General features: G+C 65.4%; 24 protein-coding genes, 2 tRNA genes and 1 other RNA gene. 11 read left to right on the forward strand and 16 right to left on the reverse strand.

The genetic code is table 11. The annotated features are described in order from the left end of the window. Positions 1-19: 19 nt before the first annotated feature. Positions 20-424: a hypothetical protein gene (locus tag ACPV3N_RS01935; RefSeq protein WP_440113898.1), complete on the forward strand. Its 405-nt coding sequence runs from the start codon at positions 20-22 to the stop codon at positions 422-424. Here the strand turns inward: ACPV3N_RS01935 and ACPV3N_RS01940 are convergent. The 6 genes from ACPV3N_RS01940 to tkt form a co-directional block, all read right to left on the reverse strand. Then, positions 409-1440, reverse strand: coding sequence for an endonuclease/exonuclease/phosphatase family protein (locus ACPV3N_RS01940; RefSeq protein WP_440113901.1), 1032 nt, complete (start codon positions 1438-1440; stop codon positions 409-411). The genes ACPV3N_RS01935 and ACPV3N_RS01940 overlap by 16 nt on opposite strands. A gap of 52 nt (positions 1441-1492) precedes the next feature. Next, positions 1493-2380 (reverse strand): fructose bisphosphate aldolase, encoded by an 888-nt coding sequence (locus ACPV3N_RS01945; protein ID WP_440113904.1) that lies wholly within the window; start codon positions 2378-2380, stop codon positions 1493-1495. A gap of 76 nt (positions 2381-2456) precedes the next feature. Continuing rightward, on the reverse strand, positions 2457-2912 hold the full coding sequence (locus tag ACPV3N_RS01950; protein WP_440113907.1) for a PaaI family thioesterase: 456 nt from the start codon (positions 2910-2912) through the stop codon (positions 2457-2459). Then, the gene (locus tag ACPV3N_RS01955; protein WP_440113910.1) at positions 2909-4108 is read right to left on the reverse strand and encodes a phosphoglycerate kinase; all 1200 of its coding nucleotides are present in this window, start codon (positions 4106-4108) and stop codon (positions 2909-2911) included. The genes ACPV3N_RS01950 and ACPV3N_RS01955 overlap by 4 nt, the downstream gene beginning before the upstream one ends. Then, entirely contained in the window at positions 4108-5115 is a 1008-nt protein-coding gene (gap, locus tag ACPV3N_RS01960; RefSeq protein ID WP_440113913.1) for a type I glyceraldehyde-3-phosphate dehydrogenase, read from the reverse strand. The genes ACPV3N_RS01955 and gap overlap by 1 nt, the downstream gene beginning before the upstream one ends. A 14-nt stretch (positions 5116-5129) precedes the next feature. Continuing rightward, positions 5130-7082 (reverse strand): transketolase, encoded by a 1953-nt coding sequence (gene tkt, locus ACPV3N_RS01965; protein WP_440113915.1) that lies wholly within the window; start codon positions 7080-7082, stop codon positions 5130-5132. A gap of 172 nt (positions 7083-7254) precedes the next feature. Here tkt and ACPV3N_RS01970 point away from each other — a divergent pair, with 172 nt between their 5' ends. From ACPV3N_RS01970 to ACPV3N_RS01990, 5 genes are all read left to right on the forward strand, one after another. Then, the gene (locus tag ACPV3N_RS01970; RefSeq protein ID WP_440113918.1) at positions 7255-7464 is read left to right on the forward strand and encodes a hypothetical protein; all 210 of its coding nucleotides are present in this window, start codon (positions 7255-7257) and stop codon (positions 7462-7464) included. 10 nt (positions 7465-7474) lie between these two features. Beyond that, positions 7475-8056, forward strand: coding sequence for a cell division protein ZapA (zapA, locus tag ACPV3N_RS01975; protein WP_440113921.1), 582 nt, complete (start codon positions 7475-7477; stop codon positions 8054-8056). 10 nt (positions 8057-8066) lie between these two features. Then, positions 8067-8236: non-coding RNA, 6S RNA (ssrS, locus tag ACPV3N_RS01980), on the forward strand. A gap of 62 nt (positions 8237-8298) precedes the next feature. Further along, positions 8299-8883, forward strand: a complete 585-nt coding sequence (locus tag ACPV3N_RS01985) for a 5-formyltetrahydrofolate cyclo-ligase (RefSeq protein ID WP_440113923.1) — start codon at positions 8299-8301, stop codon at positions 8881-8883. After that, the gene (locus ACPV3N_RS01990; RefSeq protein WP_440113926.1) at positions 8880-9095 is read left to right on the forward strand and encodes a DUF2842 domain-containing protein; all 216 of its coding nucleotides are present in this window, start codon (positions 8880-8882) and stop codon (positions 9093-9095) included. Before ACPV3N_RS01985 ends, ACPV3N_RS01990 begins: the two co-directional genes overlap by 4 nt. 76 nt (positions 9096-9171) lie before the next feature. Here ACPV3N_RS01990 and ACPV3N_RS01995 read toward each other — a convergent pair. Next, positions 9172-9248, reverse strand: a tRNA-Asp gene (locus ACPV3N_RS01995). Positions 9249-9414: 166 nt separating this feature from the next. On the opposite strand from ACPV3N_RS01995, the gene ACPV3N_RS02000 reads away from it, so the two are divergent. Next, positions 9415-9834 carry a hypothetical protein gene (locus ACPV3N_RS02000; RefSeq protein ID WP_440113929.1) on the forward strand — a complete coding sequence of 140 codons (420 nt, stop codon included), beginning with the start codon at positions 9415-9417 and terminating at the stop codon, positions 9832-9834. A gap of 3 nt (positions 9835-9837) precedes the next feature. Here ACPV3N_RS02000 and ACPV3N_RS02005 read toward each other — a convergent pair whose 3' ends face one another. The 5 genes from ACPV3N_RS02005 to ACPV3N_RS02025 all read right to left on the reverse strand — a co-directional run bounded on the left by ACPV3N_RS02005 (position 9838) and on the right by ACPV3N_RS02025 (position 15154). Continuing rightward, complete coding sequence (locus tag ACPV3N_RS02005) at positions 9838-10419, reverse strand: YdeI/OmpD-associated family protein (protein ID WP_440113932.1); 582 nt, start codon at positions 10417-10419, stop codon at positions 9838-9840. 35 nt (positions 10420-10454) lie between these two features. Then, positions 10455-11801: a dihydrolipoamide acetyltransferase family protein gene (locus ACPV3N_RS02010; protein WP_440113935.1), complete on the reverse strand. Its 1347-nt coding sequence runs from the start codon at positions 11799-11801 to the stop codon at positions 10455-10457. Then, positions 11802-12806, reverse strand: coding sequence for an alpha-ketoacid dehydrogenase subunit beta (locus tag ACPV3N_RS02015; RefSeq protein ID WP_440117397.1), 1005 nt, complete (start codon positions 12804-12806; stop codon positions 11802-11804). Positions 12807-12853: 47 nt separating this feature from the next. Further along, positions 12854-14146, reverse strand: coding sequence for a 3-methyl-2-oxobutanoate dehydrogenase (2-methylpropanoyl-transferring) subunit alpha (locus ACPV3N_RS02020; RefSeq protein WP_440113938.1), 1293 nt, complete (start codon positions 14144-14146; stop codon positions 12854-12856). A 75-nt stretch (positions 14147-14221) separates the two neighbouring features. Continuing rightward, positions 14222-15154, reverse strand: coding sequence for a thymidylate synthase (locus ACPV3N_RS02025; protein WP_440113941.1), 933 nt, complete (start codon positions 15152-15154; stop codon positions 14222-14224). A 101-nt stretch (positions 15155-15255) separates the two neighbouring features. Between ACPV3N_RS02025 and ACPV3N_RS02030 the strand changes: the two genes are divergently transcribed. Beyond that, positions 15256-15332 (forward strand) — tRNA-Pro (locus ACPV3N_RS02030). Between the two features lie 22 nt (positions 15333-15354). Here the strand turns inward: ACPV3N_RS02030 and ACPV3N_RS02035 are convergent. After that, positions 15355-15864, reverse strand: coding sequence for a DUF421 domain-containing protein (locus ACPV3N_RS02035; protein WP_440113943.1), 510 nt, complete (start codon positions 15862-15864; stop codon positions 15355-15357). A gap of 87 nt (positions 15865-15951) precedes the next feature. Continuing rightward, on the reverse strand, positions 15952-18012 hold the full coding sequence (recG, locus tag ACPV3N_RS02040) for an ATP-dependent DNA helicase RecG (protein WP_440113946.1): 2061 nt from the start codon (positions 18010-18012) through the stop codon (positions 15952-15954). 176 nt (positions 18013-18188) lie between these two features. Here recG and ACPV3N_RS02045 point away from each other — a divergent pair, with 176 nt between their 5' ends. From ACPV3N_RS02045 to mfd, 3 genes are all read left to right on the forward strand, one after another. Continuing rightward, a complete protein-coding gene (locus ACPV3N_RS02045) occupies positions 18189-18707 on the forward strand; it encodes a hemerythrin domain-containing protein (protein ID WP_440113948.1) in 519 nt (172 codons plus the stop codon). Between the two features lie 46 nt (positions 18708-18753). Beyond that, a complete protein-coding gene (locus tag ACPV3N_RS02050) occupies positions 18754-19023 on the forward strand; it encodes an FAD assembly factor SdhE (RefSeq protein WP_440113951.1) in 270 nt (89 codons plus the stop codon). Positions 19024-19139: 116 nt separating this feature from the next. Next, positions 19140-22607 carry a transcription-repair coupling factor gene (gene mfd / locus ACPV3N_RS02055; RefSeq protein ID WP_440113954.1) on the forward strand — a complete coding sequence of 1156 codons (3468 nt, stop codon included), beginning with the start codon at positions 19140-19142 and terminating at the stop codon, positions 22605-22607. A 489-nt stretch (positions 22608-23096) separates the two neighbouring features. On the opposite strand, the gene ACPV3N_RS02060 is transcribed toward mfd, so the two are convergent. Then, entirely contained in the window at positions 23097-25364 is a 2268-nt protein-coding gene (locus ACPV3N_RS02060) for an EAL domain-containing protein (RefSeq protein ID WP_440113957.1), read from the reverse strand. A 566-nt stretch (positions 25365-25930) separates the two neighbouring features. Continuing rightward, complete coding sequence (locus tag ACPV3N_RS02065) at positions 25931-26743, reverse strand: outer membrane protein assembly factor BamD (RefSeq protein ID WP_440113960.1); 813 nt, start codon at positions 26741-26743, stop codon at positions 25931-25933. Positions 26744-26826 lie beyond the last annotated feature (83 nt).

A 26826-nucleotide genomic window follows, 5' to 3' on the forward strand; every position in this document is an offset into this window, starting at 1 on the left:
GCAGCGTTATGGTCGCGCGATGACGAAGTCCATGAACCGCCTGTTGCCCGCGCTCTTCGCAGTTCCGCTGCTCGGCGCCTGCGCGGTCGTGCCCGATGCCCCGATCGTCGCCGGCACGCCGCAACCACCGGGCTATGCCGTCCCCTTCGACGTGCCGGTGCAGGTGGGCGACCTCGTCCTCACGCCCAAGAAGCTTGTCGAGGACAGTCGCTGTCCGACGAACGCCCGCTGCGTCTGGGCGGGTCGGGTCGTGGTCACGACCCGGATCGACGGCGCGGGCTGGCGCGAGACGAAGGATCTCACGCTGGGCGAGACATATGGAACCCACGGGCAGATGGTCGCGCTCGCGAGGGTCATGCCCGAGCGCACGACGCAGGACGCGATCGGCCCGAGCGATTACCGCTTCGTCTACGAGTCCCGCTGACTGCCGACGCGGAAGCGAACGACGAACCCGCGATGGTCTGACAGCATGGTACCATCGTGACGGGCACCGAAGGGTACGGTCAGCGTTTCCAGTTCGACAGGCCAATCGACGGTGTCCCGGTAATACAGCCGGTCCACGCCGTGGGCCCGGATCGCGGCCGCCTCGGGTAACTCGTCGGCAGCGATTGCAGTGCTGCTGGCAAACGCCTGCCAGAGAGCGTCGCGCGCACCGCTGATCGGCGGACGTTCGAGCAGCCGGCGCCGGCGTTCGTTCTCTGTGTCGAAGTCGCCGCCGAAGAAGGCCGGCGCGTCGGCGGGAACCGTCTCGGCCAGGAACCTGCGCATGGCAGCAACCTGTAGCGCGAAGGCCAGGTCGCTTCGCTCGGGCGACACGCCGGCGAGTCGCATGGAGTTGAGGTGCGTGTTGACGAAGGCCACCGAACGCGGGCTTCCTGGAACCGCTATCCAGGCGACGAGGACCCCCTTGCTCGCGAGGCAATCGTAACCTGCGCACATCCACGCGGGGAACGCCATCCGCCGGACCCGGACGATCGGAAAATCCGAAAGGACCCGCAGCCCGCTATCCACCCATTGACCCACCCCCTCACCCTTCGCGGTTCGAGCCTCCGCTGCCAGCGCCTGCGCCTCTCCCGCTGGCGGAGGCGATCGGTCGGCTTCCGCCGGACCATGGGCGACGTAACGGTATCCGGCGATGGTCTCGATCGGTGGATCGGGATCGATGAATGACTCTTGCAGCATGACCACGTGCGGGGCCTCGCCCGCCTGGCGCATGGAAGACAGCTCGCGGGCGATCCGGGCGAGATCCGCCGTGCGTCCCCACCGGGCCGGGGGCGGCAAGCCCTCGACATTGTAGGACAGCACGGACAGGCGCTCCAGCGGCGCGGCCGCAGCGACCTGCTCCGCGCGGCCGATCCGGTCCTGCCGCTCGGCCCCGCGCCACACTGGCCACCCGATGACGGCGACCGCTGCGAGCGGCCCCGCCGCGATTGCAAACATGGGGCCGCGGATGCCGCGGCGGGGTTTCGACGCGCCATCCCGGCGCGCCATGTCAGGTGATCGAGGCAGCCTGGATCTGATCGATCGCGGCGCCGAGCGTTGCGTCGAACTCCTCGTCCGACTGGCGATGCCGCAGGTCCTGCAGGAGCCCTCGGCTGAAGCTGGCAATCATGCCCTCGTTCTTCGCGAGAAGCTCGCATGCCTCGTCGGTCGAGTAGCCGCCCGACAGCGCGACGACGCGAAGGACATTGGGATGGTCGATCAGCGGCTTGTAGAGGTTGGCTTCGACCGGGATCGAGAGTTTGAGCATGACCTGCTGACCTTGCGGCAGCGCATCGAGACCCTCGAGAATGGCGTCGAGCAGGATCCGTTCGCCCTCCGCGCGGTCGGCTGCCGTGATGTCGTATTCCGGTTCGAGGATAGGCACGAGGCCGGCGGCGAGGATCCGCGCGCCCTCGGCGAATTGCTGGTGAGCGATTTCCCGGATGCCCGCGCCATCGTTGCGCTTGATCACCGAGCGCATCTTGGTGCCGAAGACACCCTTGGCTTTCGCCCGGGCCAGCAGGGATTCGAGGTCCGGCATCGGCTTCATCAGCTGCACGCCGCGAGTTTCATCCTCGAGTCCCTTGTCGACCTTCAGGAACGGCACGATGCCGCGCTCGGCAAGGCGCTCGGGCACCGGCTTACCGCCGCTGGTACCCTCCATCGTCTTTTCGAACAGGATGGCGCCGATGACCTTGCCGTTGCCGAAGCACGGCGCCTCGATGATGCGGCTGCGCATCTCGTGGATCAGCGCGAACATCTCGTCCTCGGTGCCCCACGCGCCGTCGTCGACACCGTAGCCCTTGAGCGCCTTCGGGGTCGACCCGCCCGACTGATCTAGCGCGGCGATGAAGCCCTCGCCGGTGGCGATACGGTGGGTCATTTCCTGGTGGTTCATCGTCGTCCCTCGATTACGGTGCATAGGTATGCGCGCGGCTCCTAACCGCGCCGCGGCGGGCTCGCAACCCGGAGCCTCAGCCCCGCTTGCCGAGCTTGCGGATGATCCCGTCGAAACGCAATGCGGGCGTACCGTCGGCGGTAACGAGGCCGGCAACGAATATCGTCTTTCCGCCCCCGCGCACTACCTGTCCCCGCGCCTCGACCAACTGGCCGATCTGCACCTGGGCCAGGAAATCGCCTGTAAGGTGCAGGGTGACCGCGTGATGATCCTGCAGTTCCGCGCGGGCGATGGAGAACAGCGCGCCGTCGGCAAAGGTCATCAGGCAGCCGCCATGCATGAAACCTCCGCCGTTCATGTGGCGCGGTTCGGCGCGGAAGGCGACCACGCAGGTGCCGTCATCCAGTTGCTTCTCGTAAAACGGGCCGGCCCGATCCTCGAACGGATCCCCGCGCCAGTAGGTCCACCCGGCAAACTCGCCCTCGGTCTGACGAACGCGGCCCGTCTGCGATTCGGGTACCTGCTCGCTCACGCTTCGAGCGCCTTCACGCCCGGTAGCTCACGTCCTTCCATCCATTCCAGGAATGCGCCCCCCGCGGTCGAGACATACGTGAAATTGCGCGCCACGCCGGCGTGGTTCAATGCCGCCACGGTATCGCCGCCACCTGCAACCGATACCAGGCTGCCGTCCTGCGTGAGCGCCGCGGCCGTCCTTGCCAGCGCGACCGTGGCCTCGTCGAACGGCCGGGTTTCGAACGCCCCCAACGGACCGTTCCAGACGAGGGTGCGACAGGTCTTGAGAACGTCCGCCAGCGCCTCGACCGCGGCGGGACCGAGGTCGAGGATCATCTCGTCCGGGGCGACCTCGTGGACGTTGCAGGTGCGCAGCGACACAGGATTGGCGGTGAATTCCTTCGCGACCACGACGTCATAGGGCAGGTGCACCGTGCAGCCGGCATGATCCGCCTTGTCCATGATCGCGTTGGCGGTGGCGGCGAGGTCTCGTTCGCACAGCGACCTGCCCACGTCCACGCCGCGCGCTGCGAGAAAGGTGTTGGCCATGCCGCCCCCGATGATCAGGTGCTGCACGCGCCCGACGAGGTTCTCCAGCACCGCCAGCTTGGTCGAGACCTTGGCCCCGCCCACCACCGCGGCCACCGGGGTTTCCGGGTTGCCGAGCGCGGCATCGAGCGCCTGCAGTTCCTTTTCCATCGCCCGCCCGGCATATGCGGGCAACAGGTGCGCCAGGCCTTCGGTCGAGGCATGGGCGCGGTGCGCGGCCGAAAACGCGTCGTTGACGTAGAAATCGCCATTGGCGGCGATCCCGCGCGCGAAGTCGGGATCGTTGGCCTCCTCTCCGGGCCAGAAGCGCACGTTGTCGAGCAGACCGATGTCCCCGTCGCGCAAAATGCCGATGGCCTGTTCCACCACCGGACCCGACACCTCGGGAATGAACATGATCTCTCGCCCCAGCACGCGCTCGACGTCGCCCTGGATCAGGCTCGTGCTCATGGTCGAGTGACGCTGCCCCTTCGGACGACCGAAGTGCGCCAGCAGCAGCACCTTGGCTCCCGCATCGGCGAGTTCGAGGATCGTCGGCGCGCTCGCCTCGACCCTGGTGACGTCGCTCGCCCGCCCTTCGTCCATCGGAAGGTTGAGGTCCACCCGGACGAGCGCGACCTTGCCGCGCACTTCACCAAGATCGTCGAGAGTCTTGAAGGACGGCATCAGAGCAGCCCGGCCATCACCCCGGCGGTGTCGATCATGCGGTTGGAGAAGCCCCATTCGTTGTCGTACCAGCTGACGACGCGCGCCAGCTTCGCTTCGAGCACGGCGGTCTCGAGCGAATCGACGGTAGAAGACGCCGGGTAGTGATTGAAATCACTCGAAACGAGCGGCTGGTCCGTATAGTCGAGGACGCCCTTCATCGGGCCCTCGGCGGCGGCCTTGAGCGCCTCGTTTATCTCCTCGGCAGAGGTGTCGCGCCCCGGCACGAAGACCAGGTCGACCATCGACACGTTCGGGGTAGGCACGCGGACCGAGCTGCCGTCGAGCTTTCCCTTGAGCTCCGGCAACACGAGTCCGACCGCGCGCGCCGCGCCCGTCGTCGTCGGGATCATGTTCTGGGCGCCGCCGCGCGCCCGCCGCAGATCCTTGTGGATCTGGTCGAGCATGCGCTGGTCGTTGGTGTAGCTGTGGATCGTGGTCATGAAGCCGCGTTCGATGCCCATCGTGTCGTTGAGCACCTTTGCCACGGGCGCGAGACAGTTGGTGGTGCAGCTCGCGTTCGAGACGATATCGTCTTCCGCGGTCAGGCTGTCCTGGTTGACCCCGAACACGATCGTCCTGGATACGCCGGTCGCGGGGGCCGAGATCAGCACGCGTTTCGCGCCGGCCGAGATGTGGGGACGCGCGGCCTCGTCGGACTGGAAGAAGCCGGTGCACTCGAGCACGATGTCGATGCCGTTGGCCTTGTGCGGGAGATTGCCGGGATCCTTCTCGGCGGTCACGCGAATGTGCTTGCCGTTGACGACGAGGTCGTTTCCGTCGGTGTCGACCGTGCCGGGGAAGCGGCCGTGGGTGCTGTCAAAGCCGAACAGGAGCGCGTTCGACCTGGTATCGGCGAGATCGTTGATCGAGACCAGTTCGAGGTCGTGATCGTCACGTTCGAGGATGGCGCGCGCCACGAGCCGTCCGATGCGTCCGAAACCGTTGATCGCAACCTTGGTCGCCATGTAAAGAACTCCTGTTAAATGCCTAGTTTGGCCTTGATTTTCGGAACTATCGAATCGGCGGTAAAGCCGAACTTTTCGAACAGGTCCTCGGCCGGTGCGGAGGCGCCGAACCGGTCCAGTCCGATCTGGATGCCCTCGGTTCCCGTGTATCGCTCCCACCCAAGCGTGCTGCCGGCCTCGATCGAAACCGCAAGGGTGCCGGCGGGCAAAAGGTCCGCCCGGTACGCGGCGTCCTGTGCCTCGAACAGTTCCATGCACGGCATCGAGATCACGTCGGCACCAATGCCGTCTGCTTCGAGCGCGTCGGCCGTCGCGCAGGCCACCTCGACCTCCGAGCCGGAAGCGATGAGGACGACCTTGCGCGCACCCTTGGCGGACCGGAGGCGATAGGCACCCCTGGCACTCAGGTTGCCGCCTTCGGTACGAAGCTGGGGAAGGTTCTGGCGGCTAAGCGCAAGAACCGACGGACTGTCGGTGTCCGCCAAGGCAAGAGCCCAGCACTCGGCGGTTTCGATGGTATCGCACGGACGAAAAACGTTGAGGTTCGGGATAAGCCGCAGGCTCATCAGCTGCTCGACCGGCTGGTGTGTCGGACCGTCTTCGCCCAGACCGATGCTGTCGTGGGTGAAGACGTAGATTGCGCGCGTTTCCTGCAGCGCGCTGAGCCGCACAGCGTTGCGGCAGTAGTCGCTGAAGATCAGGAACGTGCCGCCGTAGGGGATCACCCCGCCGTGCAGCGCCATCCCGTTCATCGCGCAAGCCATGCCGAATTCGCGGATGCCGTAATAGACGTAGCGCCCGGAATAGTCCCCCGCAGTGAGCGGGCCGGTCGAGCTGGTCTTGGTATTGTTCGACCCCGTGAGATCGGCCGAGCCGCCGATCATTGCCGGGACCGCGGCGGTCAGCACCTCGAGTGCCATCTCGCTCGCCTTGCGGGTCGCGACCTTCTTGGGTTCCGCCAGAAGCCGCGAAATGTAGTCGTCCAGCACCCCCTCGGGCACCGATACGATGCCGAGGTCCTTGCCGGTCGCCCGCTGCTCCCACTCGGCTCGGGCGGCGGCGCCCCGCTCTCCGGTCCTGCGCCAGTCGGAAAGAATATCGTCCGGAACGACGAAAGGTCCGGCGGACCAGCCCAGTTCCTCACGCGCCGCGGCGACCTCGTCCGCGCCGAGCGCAGCGCCGTGCACGCCGCTCGTCCCCTGCTTGTTGGGAGCGCCCCGGCCGATCACGGTGCGGCACTCCACCAGAACGGGCTTGTCGTCGAGCCTTGCAGCCTCGCCCAGCGCGCGGTCGATGTCGGCGAAGTCGTGCCCGTCGCACACCAGCGTATGCCATCCGGCCGCCCGGTACCGAGCTGGGATGTCCTCGCAAGTCGACAGCGCGGTCGATCCGTCGATGGTGATGCGGTTCGAATCCCACAGCACCTTGAGCTTGCCGAGACCGAGATGGCCGGCCAACCCGATTGCTTCGTGGTTGACACCTTCCATCAGGCAGCCGTCGCCGGCGATGGTCCAGGTGTGGTGATCGACCGCGTCGTCGCCATGGACGGCATTGAGGTGCCGTTCGGCAATCGCCATCCCGACCGCCATTGCAAGACCCTGTCCCAGCGGGCCGGTGGTGCATTCGACCCCCGGAAGGAGGAAGTTTTCCGGGTGTCCCGCGCAAGGACTGCCGAGCTGGCGGAAATTGGCGATGTCCTCGATCGTCGGACGCTCGTAACCGGATAGGCAAAGCAGGCTGTAGATAAGCATCGAGCCATGACCGGCAGACAGAACGAACCGGTCGCGATCGGGCCAGTCAGGCGCCTTCGGATCGAACCTGAGGTATTTGGAAAACAGCACCGTGGCGACATCGGCCATGCCCATCGGCATGCCAGGATGTCCCGAATTCGCCGCCTGGACCGCGTCCATCGAGAGCGCGCGGATGGCGTTGGCCATCGGCGCCAGGCGGGCGGTATCGAGGGTCATCGGCGGCGGGCTCCTGCTGGGGCGATTCGGTGCGCGCGCACGCCTTTGCGAATGCACCTCGCAAGGTCAAGGCGAGGTCCCACGAAGTTTCCCGCACAGGGGCTCAAGGGCAGTTATCAACAGCTTCCGCCAACCCTTTGCAAGCTGGTCCGAAACACGGTAAATCGGCACAATGACGGGGGAACGGACCGAAGCGGCGGTTCAGCGCATCGAGGCTGCCCTGGCGCGCATCGCCCGCGTCGCCGATAGCCCGCCCGAGAGAGCCGCTCCTGCCTCCGGTCCGGACGTCTCCGCCCTCGTCGAACAGCACGAAGCGCTGCGCGACACCGTTACGCGCGCGATCGGAGAGCTCGACGCGGTAATCGCAGGGCTCGAGCGGTGAGCATTCGGCCATGAGCGAAGTGTCCTTGCACATCGGGGGACGGACCTACCGCGTCGCCTGCGCGCCAGGCGAGGAGGACCGTGTAGCCCGCCTGGGCGATACGATCGCAGACAAGCTCGCCTCGATTGGCAATCCCGCGGGCCCCGACGCGCAGAACCTCCTGTTCGCAGCGCTGCTCCTCGCCGACGAAGTCCACGAAGGCCGTGAGACGGCTTCCGCGCCCGAAAAAACCGCGTCTGCCGATGAAGCCAGCCCGGCGGCGGACGCGGTCGAACCGCTGAAATCCAGGATCGCCGACCTCGAAACCGAGCTGGAGCGGATGAAAGACGCCGCACGCGATTCGCGCGGAGAGATCGAGGCCGCGCGCGCACGGGAGAACGAACTTTCCCGAAAGGTTGCAGGGTACGAAGACGAAACGGAGCGGTTGCGGGCGAGGCTTGCCGAGGTCGAGCGGGATGCGGCGTCAGTTTCCGTTTCGCAAGGCGTCTCCGGAGCCGGAGACCTGTCCCCGCTGGCCCCCGCGCTCGAACGGTTCGCCGAAGTGCTCGAGGAATGTGCCGACAAGCTTGAGAGCCGGGCCGCGGCCTCCTAAGTAGGGGGCGGCGGGACTGCCCGGCACGAGCCGCATCAAAATCCCCGGGGCTATAAGCAATCCACGGGAGTTGTCCCTGCTCCGGCAACCGGGTTCGTCCCGGGAACCGGGGTACACGGCGCCCACCTGACGTTTTGGCGTCGGAGGATTCTGGGGCAAACGACCCATGGTGGTTCCGCCACACCATCCAAGTCCTCTTTTCCGTTGCGCATCCTGACCGCGAGATCTTTCGACAGCCTCCGATGAGCGAAACGACCGAGACCAAGGCACAGATACGGCGGCGCCTGCGCGCCGACCGCATTGCCCACGCGGCCGCCTTGCCCGAGCAGGTGCGCGCACTGGTCTTTCACCGCCCGCCACGTCCGGTGCTCGATCTGATCCCTGACGGTGCGATCATCGGCCTCTACCGCGCGATCCCCGGCGAGGCCCCGGCAGGCGCCTATGCGCGATTCTTCGCCGAACGGGGACACCGCATCGCCCTGCCCTGGTTCGCCGATCGCGACGCGCCGATGACATTTCGCGCCTTTTCCGATCCGTTCGGAGAGAACGACCTTGGCGAAGGGCCATTCGGAGTTCAGCCCGCCGACCGGTGCGAGGAAACCTGTCCGCAGGTCGTGTTCGTGCCGCTGGTCGCCTTCACCCCAGACGGCCACCGCCTCGGTCAGGGAGGCGGGCATTACGACCGCTGGCTCGGCGCCCATCCCGGCGTGACGGCGATCGGGCTGGCGTGGGACATGCAGGAGGTCGACTCGTTCCCGCGCGAAGCGCACGATCGGAGGCTCGATGCCGTTGTCACCCCGACCCGAATGCTAGGACCATTCGCATGAGGACCGAACCGACCTTGCGCATTCCGCTGGGAATCCTCGCGCTTCTCGTCGCGCTTGCGGTCTATGTTGGCGTCATCGCCAATTTCGCGCCGCGCCTGATTGGCGACTGGCCCGCGCTCGCCCAGGCGGCGATCTACTGCACGCTTGGCGTGATCTGGCTGCTGCCACTCAGGCGATTCATAGTGTGGATGGAGACCGGGCGCTGGGGCTGACGGCGATTTGCCGCGCTGCACCAGTCGCCCTCAAGGAATTCACCGGGCAAGAGGTAGCCGCGGAAAAAATCCCAAGTGGCGCGAGTGACGGGGCTCGAACCCGCGACCTCCGGCGTGACAGGCCGGCACTCTAACCAACTGAGCTACACCCGCGCATCCGGGGCTTGCACCGCTTGGGAGCCGCGCCACTAAGGGGTGACCGCAGACCTGTCAACCGCTCCGAGCGACCCTTTTTGCCGCGTTTGCCGCAAGCAAAAATTAACCATGTCCCGGCATGCTCGCCTTGCCCCGCCACGGGGCATCGGGGGACCATACGACAATGCGCTTCGGGCTAGGCTTCGTCGGCTTGCTGTGCCTGGCGGCAAGCGCGGCTTCCGCTCAAGACCAGGTGGACATCGACCGCGCGATCTACGTCGAGCGCACCCGCGACGGCGTGCGCGAACTTGCGCCGGCGACAGCGCTGAGATCCGGTGACAGGGTCGTCCTTCTGGTCGAATGGCGCGCGGACGGCGCGGGCCGGCAGTTTACAGTACAAAGCGCGGTGCCGCGCGATCTTGCCTTTCAGCGCGCGGGCAGCCCTGCGATCGAGGTGTCCACCGACGGGGGACGCAACTGGGGCGAACTCGGCACCCTCAGAATGGGCGCTCGACTCGCGTCGGCCGAGGATGTCACGCACCTGCGACTGCGAGTCGCCGGCGCTCAGCGCGGCCGAATGATGTTCAGCGCGGTCGTGCGCTGAGGGTCAGCACTTGTCGTACTTCCAGTACCGCTTCTTGCCTTCCGCCAGCCACTCCGCGGCCTGGGCAATCCGTTTCGCCCGGGTTTCCGGTCGCTTGGCGTCGTCAATCCATTCGAGGTACTCACGGCGGTGAGACGGCGCTAAACCTTCCAGGTTAGCTCTTGCCGCGGGCGACAGCGCTGCACCGAGATCGTCCGGGATGGGGAGTTCGGGGCGCGGCACCTTTGCCGCGGCGGGTTTGCGGATGGCCGTGCCCCGCGCGTCGATCCGGCTGCACGCGGCCGAAAGGCGCTCCCCGAGCGCGACCTCGCACGGTAGGTCGCCCACCGATTTCAGCTTTCCGAACTGCCCCATGCCTTCGGGCGCAGTTCCATCGCCGTGGATGCCGAAGCTTGCATGGGCCTTGAACGCCGCCATTCCCGCGAGGTTCTTATCGCGATAGGTGAAGCACGGCATTCCCCACTTAATCGTCTCTCCCGCTTCGGGAACCAGCGAATGGACGAGCGCGCGGATTCGCCTGAGGATCGGCTGCGCGAACGGCGCGGCGTTCGCGATGTAGCTGTCTATGCGCGGATCGGTGGTCATCGTGCCTTCCCCTGACGGAGCGCACGATACCCGGTTCAGCCGACCAGCAAAAGCGCCGGCGTTTCGATCAGTTTCTTCACCGCCTGAATGAAGCTGGCGGCATCGTACCCATCGACGACCCGGTGATCGCAGCTGATCGATATGTTCATCAGCTTGCGCTTCTCGACCCGCTCGCCCCCCATGCCGTCGGGAACGAACATCGGCCGCTCAACGATACGGTTGGGGCCGATGATCGCAACCTCGGGGCGGTTGATGACCGGCGTGGTGGCAACCCCGCCCAGCGGGCCGAGCGAGGTGACGGTCAGCGTCGATCCGGACAGTTCGTTCGATTTAGCCGATCCGTCGCGCGCTGCCTCGGCAAGCCGGCGAATCTCGGCAGCCAGTTGCCACAGGTTCCTCGCCTGCGCATTACGGATGACCGGGACCATTAACCCCGCGTCGGTCTGCGTCGCCATGCCGAGGTGGACCGCGCCATGCCGCGTGACGACGTTCGCCTCGTCGTCGTAGCGTGCATTGATCATGGGGAAATCGGGGATTGTCTTGCAGATCGCAGCGATCAGCAGCGGCAGCATGGTCAGCTTGGGCTTCTCGCCCCGGCCCGCGTTGAGCTGCTCGCGCAGGCGCTCGAGCTCGGTGACGTCGCATTCCTCGACATAGGTGAAATGCGGAATGTGACGCTTGGCCGCGGCCATGTTTTCGGCGATCCGGCGCCTGAGACCGATGACCTTGACCGTCTCGTCGGGGCGGGTCGCGCCTGCGGGCGCATGGCCGGACTTGGCGCCATAGGAAATGAATGCATCGAGGTCGGAATGGCGGATCCGCCCTTCCTCGCTCGGACGCACTTCCGAAAGGTCGATGTTGAGGTCGGCGGCGCGCTTGCGCACGGCCGGGGTGGCCAGGACCTTGGCTCCGGGCGACGCCTTCGCGACCGGCGCAGGCGCAGGAGCGGGCTTTGGCGCCGGCTTCGGGTCGGGCGGAGGCGGGGGAGCGGACTTTTCCTCGACCGCCGCGGCCGCATCGGCAACATCGGACGGATCGGGCGTCTCAACCTCTATGCGCTTTTCAACCGCGTCGTCCTTCGGAGCGGGCGCTTCCTCGACAACGGGCTCGTTGGCAGCGGCCACGTCATCGGGAACCTCGCCGTCGGTCTCGATGACGACGAGCATCGAGCCGATCGCGATAACGTCGCCCGCTTCGCCTGCGACCTCGACGACCTTGCCCGATACGGGGCTTTCCATTTCGACCGTGGCTTTGTCGGTCATCATGTCGGCGATCTGCTGGTCTTCCTCGACCATGTCGCCGGGCTTCACGTGCATCGCAACGATTTCGGCCTCGGCGATGCCCTCGCCAATGTCGGGAAGGTTGAAGGTAAAGCGTGCCATCTAGGCTTCCAGTATCTTGTCGATCGCCTCGCCGATGCGGACGGGACCGGGGAAATAGGCCCACTCGAGGCTGTGCGGGTATGGAGTGTCGAAACCGGTCACGCGCTCGACCGGAGCTTCCAGGTGATAGAAGCAGCGCTCCTGCACAAGCGCGGAAAGCTCGGCGCCGAACCCGCTCGTGCGGGTGGCCTCGTGCACGATGAGGCAACGGCCGGTCTTCTCGACCGACGCCTCGATCGCCTCGATGTCGAGCGGAACGAGCGTGCGCAGGTCGATGATCTCGGCGTCGACGCCCTTTTCCTTCGCGACGGCGGCGCTCACGTGGACCATCGTGCCGTAGGTCAGGATCGTCAAGGCATCGCCTTCGCGCACGGTCCTCGCCTTGCCGAGCGGGATCGAATAGTACCCCTCGGGCACCTTGCTGTCGGGGTGGTTTTTCCACGGCTCGACCGGCTTGTCGTAGTATCCGCTGAAAGGCCCGTTGTAGATCCGCTTGGGCTCGAAGAAGATGACCGGGTCGTTGTCCTCGATCGACGCGATCAGCAGCCCCTTGGCATCGTATGGCGTCGACGGAATGACGGTCTTCAGCCCGGACACGTGGGTGAATATCGCCTCGGGGCTCTGGCTGTGCGTCTGCCCGCCGAAGATGCCGCCGCCGAACGGGCTGCGCACGGTCATAGGCGCGATGAATTCGCCCGCCGAACGGTAGCGCAGCCGTGCCGCCTCGCTGATCAGCTGGTCGAGCCCGGGGTAGATATAATCGGCGAACTGGATCTCGGGCACGGGCCGGAGACCGTACGCGCCCATACCGACCGCCGCGCCGATGATCCCGCATTCGGAAATCGGGGTGTCGAATACCCGGTTCTTCCCGTGCTTTTCCTGGAGGTGCGCGGTCGCCCGGAACACGCCTCCGAAATAGCCCACGTCCTCGCCCATAATGACGACCGAGGGATCGTGGCTGAGCATGATGTCGAGCGCGTCGTTGATCGCCTCGATCATGTTCATGTTGCGCGACGGTGCATCGGCGAGGCCGAGCACGCCGTCTTCGTCGATCAGGCTTGAGGCCACTTGATCTTCCTTTCGCGGATAGCCTGCGCGGCCTGTTCCTCGAGGTGCCAAGGCAGTTCTTCGAAGACGTCCTCGAACATCGTGTGGAACGGGTGGTGCATGCCGTGGCCCAGCACACCGTTCTTTTCGGCATCCTTGGTCGCGGCCTTGACCTTTTCGGCACATTTCAGGTCGAGCGCTTCTTGGCGATCCTCATCCCATTCGCCGATCGCGATGAGATGGTCCTTCAGACGCATAATCGGATCTCCGAGCGGCCATTCGCTGCGCTCCTGCGCGCTGCGGTACTGGCTCGGGTCGTCCGAGGTCGAGTGACCTTCCGCGCGGTAGCTGAAGTGTTCGATCAGCGTCGGGCCGCCGTTCGCGCGCGCGCGATTGGCCGCCCACTGGGTCGCGGCATAGACCGCCAGCGCGTCGTTTCCGTCAATCCGCAGCGAGGCGATGCCGTAGCCGAGCCCGCGCGCGGCGAAGGTCGCCCGCTCGCCACCGGCGAAACCCGAGAAGCTGGAAATCGCCCACTGGTTGTTGACCACGTTGAGGATCACCGGCGCGTTGTAGACCGCGGCGAACAGGCAGGCGGCGTGGAAGTCTCCCTCCGCGGTGCTGCCCTCGCCCACCCAGGTTGCGGCGATACGGCTGTCGCCGCGCATCGCGCTCGCCATCGCCCAGCCCACCGCTTGCGGGGTCTGGGTGGCAAGATTGCCGCTGATCGTGAAGAAGCTGTGCGGCCGGCTCGAATACATGATCGGCAGCTGGCGTCCCTTCAGCTTGTCGCCGCGGTTCGAGTAGATCTGGTTGATCATCTCGACCAGCGGATAACCGCGCGCAATCAGGATGCCCTGCTGGCGATAGCTGGGAAATACCATGTCGTCGCCGGCAAGCGCCATGGCCGCCGCGACGCTGGTTGCCTCCTCGCCAGTGCACTTCATGTAGAAGCTGGTCTTGCCCTGTCGCTGGCCGCGATACATCCGCTCGTCGAACGCGCGGGTCAGCGCCATCGTCTCGAGCATCTTGCGCAAGGTATCGGGATCGAGCTTGGGGTCCCATGGCCCATGCGCGCGGTTGTCGTCGCCGAGCACGCGGACGAGGTCGTTCGCTAGATCCTGCGTGCCGATCGGTTCGCACAGTTCGTCGGGCCGCGGCTGCGCCCCGGCCTCGCTGACCTGGATGTAGGAAAAATCGACCGCGTCCCCGGGCCGGAACTTGGGTTCGGGCACATGAAAGCGCAGCTCGGGCCGGTTATGCCCCGCCTTGCCTCTCCCGTTCGGCGTATCGGCCATTTGGCTCTCCAGACGCAATCTTTTAAATCTGCGTTATTTTATTTCAAAGCGGGTGCCAGAGTCAAGGAGCCCCCGTCAGACCGCAACCGGCGCTTTCAACGCACCGAGTGGCGCATAATCGAGAACCGCAAAATCCTCGATCCGGTAATCAAACATGGACTTCGGCCGCCGCACGATTTCAAGCCTTGGGTGGCCCTGCGGTTCCCGGCCGAGCTGCTCCTCGATCAGGACCCGGTGATTGAGGTAGAGATGAACGTCGCCGCCCATCCAGACGAACTCGCCGGGTTCGAGACCGGCCTGCTGGGCCAGCATGCGCTGAAGCAGCGCAGCCGACCACAGGTTGAACGGCAGGCCCAACGCGACGTCGCAGCTGCGTTGATAGAGGAGCCCGTTCAGGCGTCCTTCGGCGACGTGGAACTGGTAGGTCTTGTGGCACGGCGGGAGCGCCATCCGGTCCAGCTCTGCGACGTTCCAGCCTTCGATGATGTGCCGCCGGCTGCCGGGGTTGGTCCGCAGCGATTCGACGACCTCGGCGACCTGGTTGATCCCCTCGCCCGGCTCGTAAAGCCCATCGGGGCGGTAGCGCCAGGTCGGCCAGTCCACCCACTGCTTGCCGTATACCGGGCCAAGATCGCCCCAGTTCCGGGCGAACACCTCGTCTTCGGCTATGCGACGGACGAAATCCTCGAGCGGAATGTCGTCGCCGGTTTCGCGCACGTAGCGCGCGTGCGGCCACTCGTTCCAGATCCCGACACCCTGGAGCACCAGGGGGCGAATGTTTGTCTCACCCGTCAGGAACCACAGAAGCTCCCGCGTCGCGGTCTTCCAGTAGACCCGCTTGGTGGTGATGAGCGGCATGGCGCCATCCGCCAAGTCGAATCGCAAGGTCGCGCCAAAGATCGAGCGTGTGCCGATCCCCGTCCGGTCCATCCGTTCGGACCCTTCGGTCCAGATGCGCCGCATGAGGTCGAGGTACTGGGTTTCAGGGTGGGGCGATGCGGCCGGCATGCCAAGTCCCTAGCGCGCGAAATGGCCGCTTGCCACCCCGCGATCCCCTCCCTATAGGGCCGCCTCTGCCTCGCCCCGGACCAGTTCCGGACGGCGCCGGTCGGGGAGTAGCTCAGCCTGGTAGAGCACTGTCTTCGGGAGGCAGGGGCCGGAGGTTCGAATCCTCTCTCCCCGACCATTTCGCCACAAATCGTGTCAGTCTAATCTCGCGCGACGCCGCGCTGAACTTCGTACAGCAGGTCTTCGTCGAGCGGCTTGCCGTGCATGACCGAGACGTCGCCGGTCGTCTCGAGGACGACGGCCCGGACGTCCTTCAGCGATCCCACGTTTGCGGCCCGGAGCTTGGCCATCAGGTCGCCTTTCCCGACGCGAGTCTTTTGCAGCGCCTCCTCGATTACGACACCATCGCGGACGAGCAGGACCGGTTCGTTCTGCATCACCGCGTCTGCCCGATCCCACCGTTGTCGCGCCTTTGCGGCGAGGAATTGCACCCCGAACAAAGCGGCCATGGCTGCGAGCGACTGGATGAATGCGCCCCATTCGTCCGTTCGCGAAGCGCTGCCGACGAGCGAGCCCATTGCGATCGTCATGATGAAATCGAAGCTCGTCATCTTCGAAAACGATCGAAGGCCCACTATGCGGACCAGGAGTACGATCCAGAGCAGCGCGACCGTCGCGAGCACCAGACCGCTGACGATCGAATCAAACATGGGGTCATCGAGAAAGATACGGCACCTCCACTGATAGAAGGCGCGCCCTGTGCACCGGTTCCCAAGCTCGCGCCGCCGACAGCCGCCTTACCCGCCGCGAAGCAACTGCACGCCCCAGTCCCGCTCGAACAGGTAAAGCAGCACCCGCGCCGCCTCGCCACGCTCGCCCGTCAGGCCTCCGTCCCGTTCCATCAGCAGCCGCGCATCTTCGTGGGCGATGGGAAGAAGGCGCTGGATCTGGTCGAGATCGGCGACCCTGAAGGGCGTGTCTCCCGATTGGCGGGTGCCGAGAAGCTCCCCGCCACCGCGCAACCTGAGATCCTCCTCGGCGAGGCGGAATCCGTCCTGCGTCTCGCGCATCAGAGCCAGGCGCTCCTTTCCAGTCTCGCTCAGGGCTTCGCCCCGCAGCAGGACGCACGCCGACTTCTGGGCGCCCCGGCCCACCCGGCCGCGCAACTGGTGAAGTTGCGCGAGGCCGAAACGCTCGGCCTGTTCGATCACCATCAGGGTCGCGTTGGGAACGTCCACTCCAACCTCGATGACGGTTGTCGCAACGAGCAGCCTCGCATCGCCTCGGGCGAAGCGCTCCATCGCGGCGTCCTTTACCTCGGGTTTCAGCTGACCATGGACAAGCACGACCGAGTCGCCGAACCGCACTTTCAGCGCCGCATACCGTGCCTCCGCCGCCGCTATGTCCTCGCTTTCCAGTTCGCGCACCATCGGACAGACCCAGTAGGCCTGCGCCCCGCCCTCGAGCTGCCGAGCGAGCCGGTCGACCACCTCCCCGGTGCGGTCGGCGCTGATGACCACGGTGTCGATCGCCTGCCGGCCAGGGGGCATCTCGTCGAGCCGGCTCACGTCCATCTCGCCATACTGGGCGAGCGTCAGAGACCTTGGAATCGGCGTCGCCGTCATCGCAAGCGTATGCGGGGCGACCTTGCCTTTGCTGGCAAGCATCAGCCGCTGCGACACCCCGAAGCGGTGCTGCTCGTCGATCACCACCAGCCCCAGGTTGCGATAAGCGACCGTCTCCTGGAAGATTGCGTGGGTGCCGACCACGATCGGGATCGACCCGTCGTGCAGGCCCATCAGGATCGATTCGCGCGAACGCCCCTTGTCCCGCCCGGTCAGGAGCGCGATTTCGACTCCCGTCGGCGCCAGCATTCGGCGCAGCGTGTCGAAATGCTGGCGGGCGAGGATCTCGGTCGGCGCCAGCAGCGCGGCCTGTGCCCCGCCCTCCACCGCGACGAGCATCGCCTCGAGAGCGACAACCGTCTTCCCGCTGCCTACGTCGCCCTGGAGGAGGCGGAGCATGGGACGGTCCTGAGCGAGGTCGCCCTCGATCTCCCCAATGCTTCGCGTCTGCGCTCCGGTGAGCGGAAACGAGAGGTCGAGCTTACCGCGCAAGGAGCCGTTACCGTCCAGCGCCTGCCCGCGCCGCCGGCGGTTGTCCGCCCGCACGAGCATCAGCGCCAGGCTGTTGGCGAGCAGTTCGTCATAGGCAAGCCGGTCGCGCGCGGCCGCGTGGTCGCCGCGATGAGCGAGTCTGAGCGCCTCGGCCCACGACGGCCATTTCATCTTGGCGAACTGACCGGGCTCGATCCATTCAGGCAAAGTGGGCAGCCTGGCGAGCGCCTGTGCGGCCAGCCCCGCGACCTTCGGCTGCGTAAGGCCCTCGGACAGTGCGTAGACCGGCTCGTTCAGCGTGCCCAGCAGTCCCTTGCTGTCCTCGCTGACATGATCGGGATGAACGATCTGGAGCATCTGGCCGTACTGGTCGAGCCGGCCTGCGACCCAGCGCTTCGCGCCCACTGGCAACAGCTTCTTCGCGGTGAAACTCGCGCGACCGAAATATGTCAGCGACACGACGTTGCCGAGCGCGTCGGCTGCCATCACGTTGTAGGGGCCACGCGCGTTACGGCTGGCGCGGTGTTCCGTAACCGTGAGCGGCACGACCACCTGCTCTCCTACACTTGCGGAGTCGAGATTATCGACCGGACGCCGGGTCACGAAACGCTCGGGGAGGTGATACGCAACGTCCCGTACCCTCGAGAGGCCCAGCTTCTCGAGCGGGCGCGCGATCTTCGGACCCACGCCCTCAAGCGTCTCTGTCTCGGCAAAGAGCGGATTGAGAACGTCGGGACGCATAATGGTGCCCTACGGACTTTTGAACGGAGTGCGAAGAGGCTCAGGTCCCGCGCGGGCCCCGCGCCGGGTTGCGAATTCTCGCCATCCGCTCGAGGCTACTTGACCGATGTTAGCCAGGGAACCGCGGCGGGCTTCGGCGCTTGACAGACCGACACACTTCACAAGCGGAGACCGACATGGCCGACCAGCAGTACACGGATGCAATCATGCTTCTCCGAGCCGATCACGAAGAGGCGAAGGACCTCTTCGACGAGTTCGAAAATACCGATGATGGCGACAAGAAAAAGCGCCTTGCGGAGCAGATCTGCAACGAGCTGAAGATTCACTCGCTCATCGAGGAAGAAATCTTCTATCCGGCGTTCCGCGGCGTTCTCGAGGACGACATGCTCGACGAAGCGATCGTTGAACATGATGGGGCCAAGCTGCTGATCAACGACATCATGGAATGCGTCCAGTCGAACGACACCGTGTTCGAGGCCAAGGTCAAGGTGCTTTCGGAGCAGATCGAGCATCACATCGAGGAGGAGGAGCAACCGCACGAGGGCATGTTCGCGAAATGCCGCGACAGCGATGTCGACGTGAAGGCGCTGCTCGAGCCGATGCTCCGGCGCAAGGAAGAACTGAAGAAGCAGGCCGAAAGTGAAGGGCTGCCCCCTGCGAGGATGAGCGAGGTCCAGCCCGAAGCGGCGCACTGACCCAAGGCGATTGCGAAGTCTGGCGCGCTTGGGTAGCGGGGGCCGGGTGGATACCGCCCTCGCCCACCGTCTCGCGCGCGCCAGGTTCCGCGCATGGCACCGCGGCACGCGGGAAGCCGATTTCATGATCGGGGGCTTCTTCGATACCTTCCATGCGGGGTGGGACGATGAAGGTCTGGCGTGGTTCGAGGCTCTGCTTGACCAGGACGACGTCGACGTGATGGCCTGGGCGCTCGGCACCCGCCCCCCGCCGACCGAGTTCGCCGGCGACCATATGGCGGCGATGCAGCGGCTCGATTACGTCAGGATGCCCTGAGCCCGGTCCGGAAACGGGTTGCCCTGCCGGGCGTTCGACCTATCTCAACCGGAACACGCTGAGCCGCTCGAAATCCCCGAGCGGGGCGCCGCGCGTGCCCGCAACACAGGACCTCCATGCCCGATCTCCAGAAAATCCTGACCGCGACCGGCCCGCTTACACTGGCGGCGGTGCCGCGCGGGGCGCAGCCGCTGGTCCTGGCCGACCTCGCACGAGGGGCCAAGGGACGGGCTGTGATGATCGAACCGGACGAAGCGGCGATGTCCGGCGTGGCGGAGGCCGCTCGATACTTCGCACCCGAGCTCGAGGTGATCGAGTTCCCCGCCTGGGATTGCCTGCCCTACGACCGCGCGTCACCGGCTCTTTCGGTCAGCGCGCGTCGGTTGGCGGCCCTGCACCGCCTCCAGGCGGGAAAACAGGGTGCCCAGCTTCTCGTCACCACCATCAACGCGATCCTGCAGCGGGTTCTGACTCCGTTTCGCGTGCGCGAGGCGGTTCGGGAACTGAAGCCGGGCATGGAGATCGCCCACGACGCGTTGATCGCGTTGCTCCAGCGCCAGGGCTATTCGCGCACCGACACCGTGATCGATCATGGCGAGTTCGCGGTACGCGGCTCGATATTCGACCTGTTCCCGAGCGGACTTGACGCTGGCCTGCGGCTCGACTTTTTCGGCGACGAGCTTGAATCGCTCCGATTGTTCGATCCCAACACCCAGATGACCACGGGCTTGCTCGAACAGCATCTCCTGATCCCGGCAAGCGAAGCGCTGCTCGACGAGGACACGATCAAGCGCTTCCGCACCCGCTACCGTGAGCGGTTCGGCGCCAACGCGACGCAGGACCCGCTCTACCAGGCGGTGAGCGACGGGCGCCGTCTTGCCGGCATGGAGCACTGGCTGCCGCTTTTCGAGGAACGCCTGTCGACGCTCTTCGACCATCTCGACAGGGAGGATCTGGTCGTCATCGACAACGCCGCGCTCGGCGCAGCGGACGAGCGGCTGGCGGACATCGCCGATTATCACCGCCAGCGCGAGGACGGCACCTATCGCCCCCTTCCCGAAGACGCGCTCTATCTCACCCGAACCGAGCTCGACACCGCACTGGCAGGGCTGCCGGTCCACCGCGCGTCGATCTTCGCCGAACCCGAAAGCGCGACGGTAGTCGATTTCGGTTTCCAGTCGGGACGCGACTTCGCGCCCGAGCGGGCGCGCGGCGACAATGTCTACGCCGCCGCCGCGGATCATCTCAAGTCGGCCGGCAAGGCCGGAAGGCGGCCGATGCTGGCTACCTATTCGCAAGGCAGCCGCGCGCGCATCGCGTCGATCGTGACCGAGGCCGGTGCTCCTGTCGATCTGGCGGACAGTTGGCAGGAGGCGATGGGGCTGTCGGCGAAGGGCAAGCCAGTGGCGGTAGTGCTGCCGCTCGAAACGGGCTTTTCCAACGACCAGATCGACCTGATTACCGAGGCCGACGTGCTGGGCGACCGGCTCGTGCGCCGCAAGAAGCGCCGCAAGAGCGCCGATGCCTTCCTCGCCGAATTGCAGGCGCTGAATGCGGGCGACCTTGTCGTCCACATCGATCACGGCATCGGCAAGTACCTTGGACTGGAGGCGATACCGGTCGGCAAGTCACAGCACGACTGCGTGATGCTCGAGTACCATGGGGGCGACAAGCTCTACGTGCCGGTCGAGAACCTCGAGGTGCTGAGCCGGTACGGCTCGAGCGAGGAAATGGTCGGCCTCGACCGGCTCGGCGGCGAAGCATGGCAGAAGCGCCGCAGCCGGCTGAAAGAGCGGATCCGCGAAATCGCGCACGAGCTGCTGCGCACGGCCGCCGCACGCTCGCTGCGCAAGGCGCCCGTCGTCGAGGTCGAGGAGGCGAGCTTCATGCCGTTCGTCGACCGCTTCCCGTGGGACGAGACGGAGGACCAGGACCGCGCGATCTTCGAGGTGCTGAGCGACCTCGCCAGCGGGGCGCCGATGGACCGGCTCGTCTGCGGCGACGTCGGCTTCGGCAAGACCGAGGTGGCACTGCGCGCGGCTTTCGCGACCGCGATGAGCGGGCGGCAGGTGGCTGTCGTCGCGCCGACGACCCTCCTCGCCCGCCAGCATTACGAGAACTTCGCCGCGCGATTTGCGGGCTTTCCGCTGAAGGTCGGCCGCCTGAGCCGCCTGGTCGGTGCAAAGGAAATGTCCGACACCCGCGCCGGCCTCAAGTCGGGCGACGTCGACATCGTTATCGGAACCCACGCAATCCTGTCGAAATCGACCGAGTTCAAGAACCTCGGGCTCGTGATCGTCGACGAGGAGCAGCGCTTCGGCGTGACCCACAAGGAAAAGCTGAAGCAGCTGCGCGCCGACGTTCATGTCCTGACGCTTACCGCCACGCCGATCCCCCGTACCCTGCAGATGGCAATGAGCGGTCTGCGCGAACTGTCGACGATCCAGACCCCTCCGGTCGACCGTCTAGCGGTGCGGACCTACGTGATGGAATGGGACGACATGGTCATGCGCGAGGCGCTGCTCCGAGAGCATCATCGCGGGGGCCAGAGCTTCATCGTGGTGCCCCGCATCAAGGACATGCCCGAAATCGAGGAGTGGCTCCACAAGCACGTGCCTGAAGTCAAGGCGATCAGCGCCCATGGCCAGATGTCCCCGACCGAAGTCGAGGAACGAATGAGCGCGTTCTACGAGGGCAAGTACGAGGTGTTGCTGTCGACTACGATCGTCGAGAGCGGACTCGACATCCCGAGCGCGAACACCATCGTCATCTACCGCGCCGACCGCTTCGGCCTTGCCCAGCTCTACCAGCTACGCGGGCGTGTGGGCCGATCGAAGCTGCGCGCCTATGCCTACCTCACCACGCCCGCCGACACCGCGCTCAGCGAAGTTGCCGAAAAGCGCCTCAAGGTGCTCGGTGATCTCGACAGCCTCGGCGCGGGGTTCCAGTTGGCCAGCCACGATCTGGACATCCGCGGCGCGGGCAACCTGCTTGGCGACGAGCAGTCGGGCCACATCCGCGAAGTGGGTTTCGAACTTTACCAGTCGATGCTGGAGGACGCGATACTGGCCGCCAAGGCCGGCGATGCGGGGCTCGAACGAGAGGCTGGCCCGAGCCCGCAGATCACTGTCGATGCGCCGATCATGATACCGGAAGACTACGTGCCGGACCTCGCGGTGCGCATGGGTCTTTACCGCCGCCTCAACGACGCGCGCGACCAGAGCGAGATCGAGGCGCTTGCAGCAGAGATGATCGACCGCTTCGGCCCCCTGCCCGCGGCGACCGCAAACCTCGTCAGGCTGATCGAGATCAAGCATCTCGCAATCCGCGCCAACATTTCGAAGATCGATGTCGGCGCCCGCGGCACGTTGGTCACCTTCCACAAGGACGACTTCCCCGATCCTGCCGGATTGATCGCCTGGACCGAACGGGTCGGACCCGACGCGAAGCTGCGGCCCGACATGAAGCTGGTGCTGTCGCGCGCGTGGGGCGACCCGCAAAGCCGGCTCAACGGTCTCTATCAGCTAGCCAAGGGGCTCAGCGGGATCGTGGCTCGCGCAGAAAAGCGCAAGAAAGCGGCCTGATCCAGGGTCTGCCCCCATGGTTACCGCAAAAAAGGGAGCGCGGCATTAACCGCGATTCGAGGTGATTCGCGCTCCAGCCCCGCCCGCCGGAATGCGCAATAAGGGCCAGATGAACCCCTTATCCTTTGTAAATCCGGGCGGTTTCGCCGGATTAACCTTGAAGCGAATGTCCCGCGCCACTGCGTCAGGGTTCGCCGGCAAGACCTGGCACGGCTCGCGTCATCTCACAGCAGCAATGGCCGCAAAAAACCTTTGCATTTCAGGTGTCTGGAGTCCGCCGGCAGGAAGGCGGCTTCGCTGTATTGCCATGACAAGGTATCCGGGAAACAAAAAACCCCGGCAGCGCCGGGGTTTTCTCGTAGGCTCTCAAACGATCAACGACCGCCGAGGAACCATTCGTACCATCCCCAGATCGACATGACGAAACTCCTTGTAGCAACCCAACGTGCTAACAAGGATGGTTAACAGATCTTATGGTTAATGCAAGTTTTAAGCGGCTCGTGGCTTTTCTTCTAGCTTGGCCAGCAATCGCTCCATCGGCACTGCACGGGAGAAGTAAAAGCCCTGGGCAGCGTCGCAGCCCATTTCGACCAGCAACCTCAGCACGGCTTCGTCCTCGACGCCCTCGGCGACTGCATAGCGCTTGAGGGAATGGATCATCTCGATCGCGGTTTTCACCAGCATCCGGTCTTCATCCGAGTGCGCCATGTTCGCAACGAAGCTGCGGTCGATCTTGACTTCATCACTGGGGATCTGGCGCAAGTAGTGCAGCGAGGCGTGGCCGGTCCCGAAATCGTCGACCGAAAGCCTGACCCCTGCCCGCTTCAGTTCAGCCAGGATTTCCCCTGCTATCCGGTCGCTTTCGACCGGCGCGGTCTCGGTGATCTCGAGCATCAGGTTGGCTGGCGGGAAATCGTGCGAGGCCAGCACCCTGCGCACTTCGGCGGCAAAGCCGGGATCGCGGAGGTCGAGCGCGGAGATGTTGACCGCGACCCGGAACTCCGGATCGACGGCAATTGCCTTGCGCGCGTGGCGAAGCGCGCTCTCCAGCACGAAGCCGGTGATGACCTCGATCCGGTTATGCTCCTCTGCATAGGCGACGATCTGCGACGGTTCGATCGATCCCCGCGTGGGGTGGGTCCAGCGAATCAGCGCTTCCGCACCCACGATCTTACCGGTGGCAAGCGACACCTTGGGCTGGAACTCGACCTTCAGGTCTCCGTCGCGGATGGCCTTCTCGAGCTCGGAAAAGAACTGGAGCCGCCAGCTGCGCTCTTCGCCGACCTCGGGTTCGCTGACGACGAAGACCGAACCGTGATGCGCAGCATCCTCGGCGCACTGGATCGCGCTTTCCGTCCGTTCGCGCAGCGTGAGGGCATAATTCGTGTCGAGGCCGATGGAGGTCGCCATGTCGGGAGCTTGCGAGCCGACCGTGATGCTCGTGCGGAAGACCGCGTGAAGCCCGCGCAAATGACCGTTGCGGTCGTTCTCGTGGATCCGGTCCCGCAGCCACACGAGGGTGTCCTTATGGAAAGCGAACTGCGTGCCCCCCTCCGCCGAACGCAGCATCTCTTCCGCCTTGACCAGCAATTCGTCGATTTCCCTGGGCGATAGGCAGGCGCTGATGGTCGCGAAGTTGCGGATCTTCAGCGCGATGACATCGCAATCGGGCGCGGTTTCGGCCGAATAGAAGCTCTCGATCTTCACCAGACCCGTTTCGCCGCGGTAGGTCGAGTTGGCGAGATTGCGCAGCCGCACGGCCCCGATCCCCAGGCAGAGCAGGCCGCTCAAGGCTGCGACGTGTATCGAGGCGAGCTCAAGCAGAGCCTGCAAGACAAGAATGAGCCCCGCAACGGCAAGAGCAGTCCGACGCGAAGGGACCTTCTGTCGCGACTGATACAATACGAACGCCGCGGCGATCAGGAACGGCGGAAGCCAGCCAAGATCGATCGGCTTGCGCTCGCGAAGGGTCTGGGCGCCCAGGGCATGAACCTGCGCACCCGCGATAACCCCGCGTCCTGGCATGCCGTAAAGGTCCGGAGAGGTGCGGTTCGCGGGCGCTATGATCACGTCCTTGCCGTCAAACGAGGCGGCAGGCACCTTGCCTTTGAGGACATCGACATAGCTGAACATCGGGATCGTCGCGAAGTCGATCGAAAGGTCCGGTCGGAAAATCTCCTCGCTGTCGGTTTCGACGCCGGCTAGGTGCGCCGAGATGGACGGCACGGTCTTGCCGAGGATTTCCGAGCTCGTCGGCAGGCCCCACGAGAAATCCATCACGCGCTGCTTGCCGTACATCGATACCATCGGCGCGTGACCGCGGAAACGGGGATGCGTGAGCAACTGGGCCTCGCTATTGAACCCGGTCTTCACCTTCGGGGTGGACCCGACGGAGACGCGGCCCTCGTATCGCTTGAACGCGTCTATGAGCTTGCCGTCTTCCTCTTCGGTCGATGCATCGGCGAGCGCGCGGTCGAAGACCACCTGCCTTGCTCCGCTTGCGAACAGCCGGTCGAGCACGCGCGCATCGTCGCCGCGAGAGGGGTCGCGGGTCTCCAGTTCGTCGAGTGACCGGTCGTCGATCATGACAAGCACCGTCTGCCCGTCCGCCGCGCGAAGTCGCAGTGTATCGCGTCCCAGGCGGAGCGAATCCTCGAGCGGCATCGGCACGTCGAGGGCGCCCGAAACAAGGCCCGCGAAAATGGCCCAGAGGGCGATGCGCCGACGGGCGCGATCGCGACGGCGCGATTCGCTCAAGGACGGCTTGCTGCCGCGCCGAAACAGGGCTCGAAATCGCGCGAGCATACCTTCTCGGCGAACCGGTTCACGGCCCGAGACCGGGTTGTTTCTGCGCTCGAGTTCGAGGTCGGGCGGCACGCCGCTTCCTATCCTATCAACCGGAATGCTCGCTATCGGACCAAATCGAAAAGAAATCGTAACCCTGATTGCGGGTTAACACCTGCCGGCACGTCGGAACGGGCGCGTTCCTGCACCCGGTGATGGTTAACGGGGTAAGAATTGACCGGCGACGCGCAGCGCTCGGCCAACGGGACATGCGCGCCGTGCAGAAAGCGGATCCCGAACGATGCGTTCCGGTGGATTACCGCGCGGCATCAAGGGCTTGCGGATCTCGATTACCGAAAGCGCGCACCCAGGACGGGTTAGAGCGCCCGTGGCATGCACCCACCGCCCGCCCAGGTTGAATGGACGATGCGAAGAATTACCGCTTCCGCGCAATCGTTGCGCAACAGGGTTTAGACGCAGTTACCGCCTGCCGCCGAAAAAAACGAGCGACTGCGCCGCTTTGTACGTCCCTACTCCGATTAGCTAGCGGTGACGCCGGCGGCCCGCCGCTGGACGAGGGCGTAGGCCTTCTCATACCATTCGCTGCCGGGGTAGTTTGCGCCGAGGACTGCGGCGTTCTTCACCGCTTCCTCGGGTACGCCGAGAGCGAGGCTCGTTTCGACGAGGCGGAACAGGGCTTCGGGCGCGTGGCTGGTGGTCTGGAAATTGTCGACCACGTTCTGGAAGCGGATCTGGGCGGCAAGCCAGTTCCCGCTACGCTCGTACCAACGGCCGATTTCCATCTCCTTGCCGGCGAGGTGATCGTCCACGAGGTCCAGCTTGAGCTTCGCGTCGCTGGCGTACTCGGTCGCGGGATAGCGGCGGATCAGTTCCTGCAGCGCGGTGCGTGTCTGCTCGGTCACCTTCTGGTCGCGGGTGACGTCGCTGATCTGCTCGTAATAGCTGATCGCGATCAGGTAGTACGCGTACGGGGCGTCCTTGTTGCCCGGATGGATCGAGAGGAACCGCTGCGCGCTCTCGATCGCCTTGTTGTAATCGGCCGCGACGTAATAGCTGAACGCGCTCATCAACTGCGCGCGGCGGGCCCACGGCGAATAGGGATGCTGGCGCTCCACCTCGTCGAACAGCGCCGCCGCCACCTTGGGCTGGCCCCGATCGAGCCGGTCCTTCGCCGCCGCGTAAAGCGATTCAACGTCCCGCGCGACATAGGCCGTGTCCTGCACGCCGCCCTTCCCGGCGCAGGCCGAAACGGTGAGCGTGGCCCCGAGCACGGCGGCGGCGAGGAAGAGCCGGGCCGTCGGCCGGGTCGAAGCGGAGGTGCGCGTCTGCATGAGGGGCGCCTATAACCGCCGCCAGCGTGAACGCAAAGTGAAGTTGCCCGCTTGTGCGCAGCGGCCCGAACAGCCGCTCACTC

The sequence above is a fragment of the Tsuneonella sediminis genome, from assembly GCF_051912845.1.
GTDB lineage: Bacteria > Pseudomonadota > Alphaproteobacteria > Sphingomonadales > Sphingomonadaceae > Tsuneonella > Tsuneonella sediminis.

Coding starts and splice junctions, on each gene's coding strand:
- gap (WP_440113913.1), bottom strand. CDS start 5,115: ATGGCGACCAAGGTTGCGATCAACGGTTTCGGACGCATCGGACGGCTC.
- ACPV3N_RS02020 (WP_440113938.1), bottom strand. CDS start 14,146: ATGGCCGATACGCCGAACGGGAGAGGCAAGGCGGGGCATAACCGGCCC.
- ACPV3N_RS01985 (WP_440113923.1), top strand. CDS start 8,299: ATGAGCGAAACGACCGAGACCAAGGCACAGATACGGCGGCGCCTGCGC.
- tkt (WP_440113915.1), bottom strand. CDS start 7,082: ATGACCCTCGATACCGCCCGCCTGGCGCCGATGGCCAACGCCATCCGC.
- ACPV3N_RS02000 (WP_440113929.1), top strand. CDS start 9,415: ATGCGCTTCGGGCTAGGCTTCGTCGGCTTGCTGTGCCTGGCGGCAAGC.
- mfd (WP_440113954.1), top strand. CDS start 19,140: ATGCCCGATCTCCAGAAAATCCTGACCGCGACCGGCCCGCTTACACTG.
- ACPV3N_RS02005 (WP_440113932.1), bottom strand. CDS start 10,419: ATGACCACCGATCCGCGCATAGACAGCTACATCGCGAACGCCGCGCCG.
- ACPV3N_RS02065 (WP_440113960.1), bottom strand. CDS start 26,743: ATGCAGACGCGCACCTCCGCTTCGACCCGGCCGACGGCCCGGCTCTTC.
- ACPV3N_RS01970 (WP_440113918.1), top strand. CDS start 7,255: ATGACGGGGGAACGGACCGAAGCGGCGGTTCAGCGCATCGAGGCTGCC.
- ACPV3N_RS02025 (WP_440113941.1), bottom strand. CDS start 15,154: ATGCCGGCCGCATCGCCCCACCCTGAAACCCAGTACCTCGACCTCATG.
- ACPV3N_RS01945 (WP_440113904.1), bottom strand. CDS start 2,380: ATGAACCACCAGGAAATGACCCACCGTATCGCCACCGGCGAGGGCTTC.
- ACPV3N_RS02015 (WP_440117397.1), bottom strand. CDS start 12,806: ATGAACATGATCGAGGCGATCAACGACGCGCTCGACATCATGCTCAGC.
- recG (WP_440113946.1), bottom strand. CDS start 18,012: ATGCGTCCCGACGTTCTCAATCCGCTCTTTGCCGAGACAGAGACGCTT.
- ACPV3N_RS01955 (WP_440113910.1), bottom strand. CDS start 4,108: ATGCCGTCCTTCAAGACTCTCGACGATCTTGGTGAAGTGCGCGGCAAG.
- ACPV3N_RS02035 (WP_440113943.1), bottom strand. CDS start 15,864: ATGTTTGATTCGATCGTCAGCGGTCTGGTGCTCGCGACGGTCGCGCTG.
- ACPV3N_RS01935 (WP_440113898.1), top strand. CDS start 20: ATGACGAAGTCCATGAACCGCCTGTTGCCCGCGCTCTTCGCAGTTCCG.
- ACPV3N_RS01940 (WP_440113901.1), bottom strand. CDS start 1,440: ATGTTTGCAATCGCGGCGGGGCCGCTCGCAGCGGTCGCCGTCATCGGG.
- ACPV3N_RS02045 (WP_440113948.1), top strand. CDS start 18,189: ATGGCCGACCAGCAGTACACGGATGCAATCATGCTTCTCCGAGCCGAT.
- ACPV3N_RS01990 (WP_440113926.1), top strand. CDS start 8,880: ATGAGGACCGAACCGACCTTGCGCATTCCGCTGGGAATCCTCGCGCTT.
- ACPV3N_RS02010 (WP_440113935.1), bottom strand. CDS start 11,801: ATGGCACGCTTTACCTTCAACCTTCCCGACATTGGCGAGGGCATCGCC.
- zapA (WP_440113921.1), top strand. CDS start 7,475: ATGAGCGAAGTGTCCTTGCACATCGGGGGACGGACCTACCGCGTCGCC.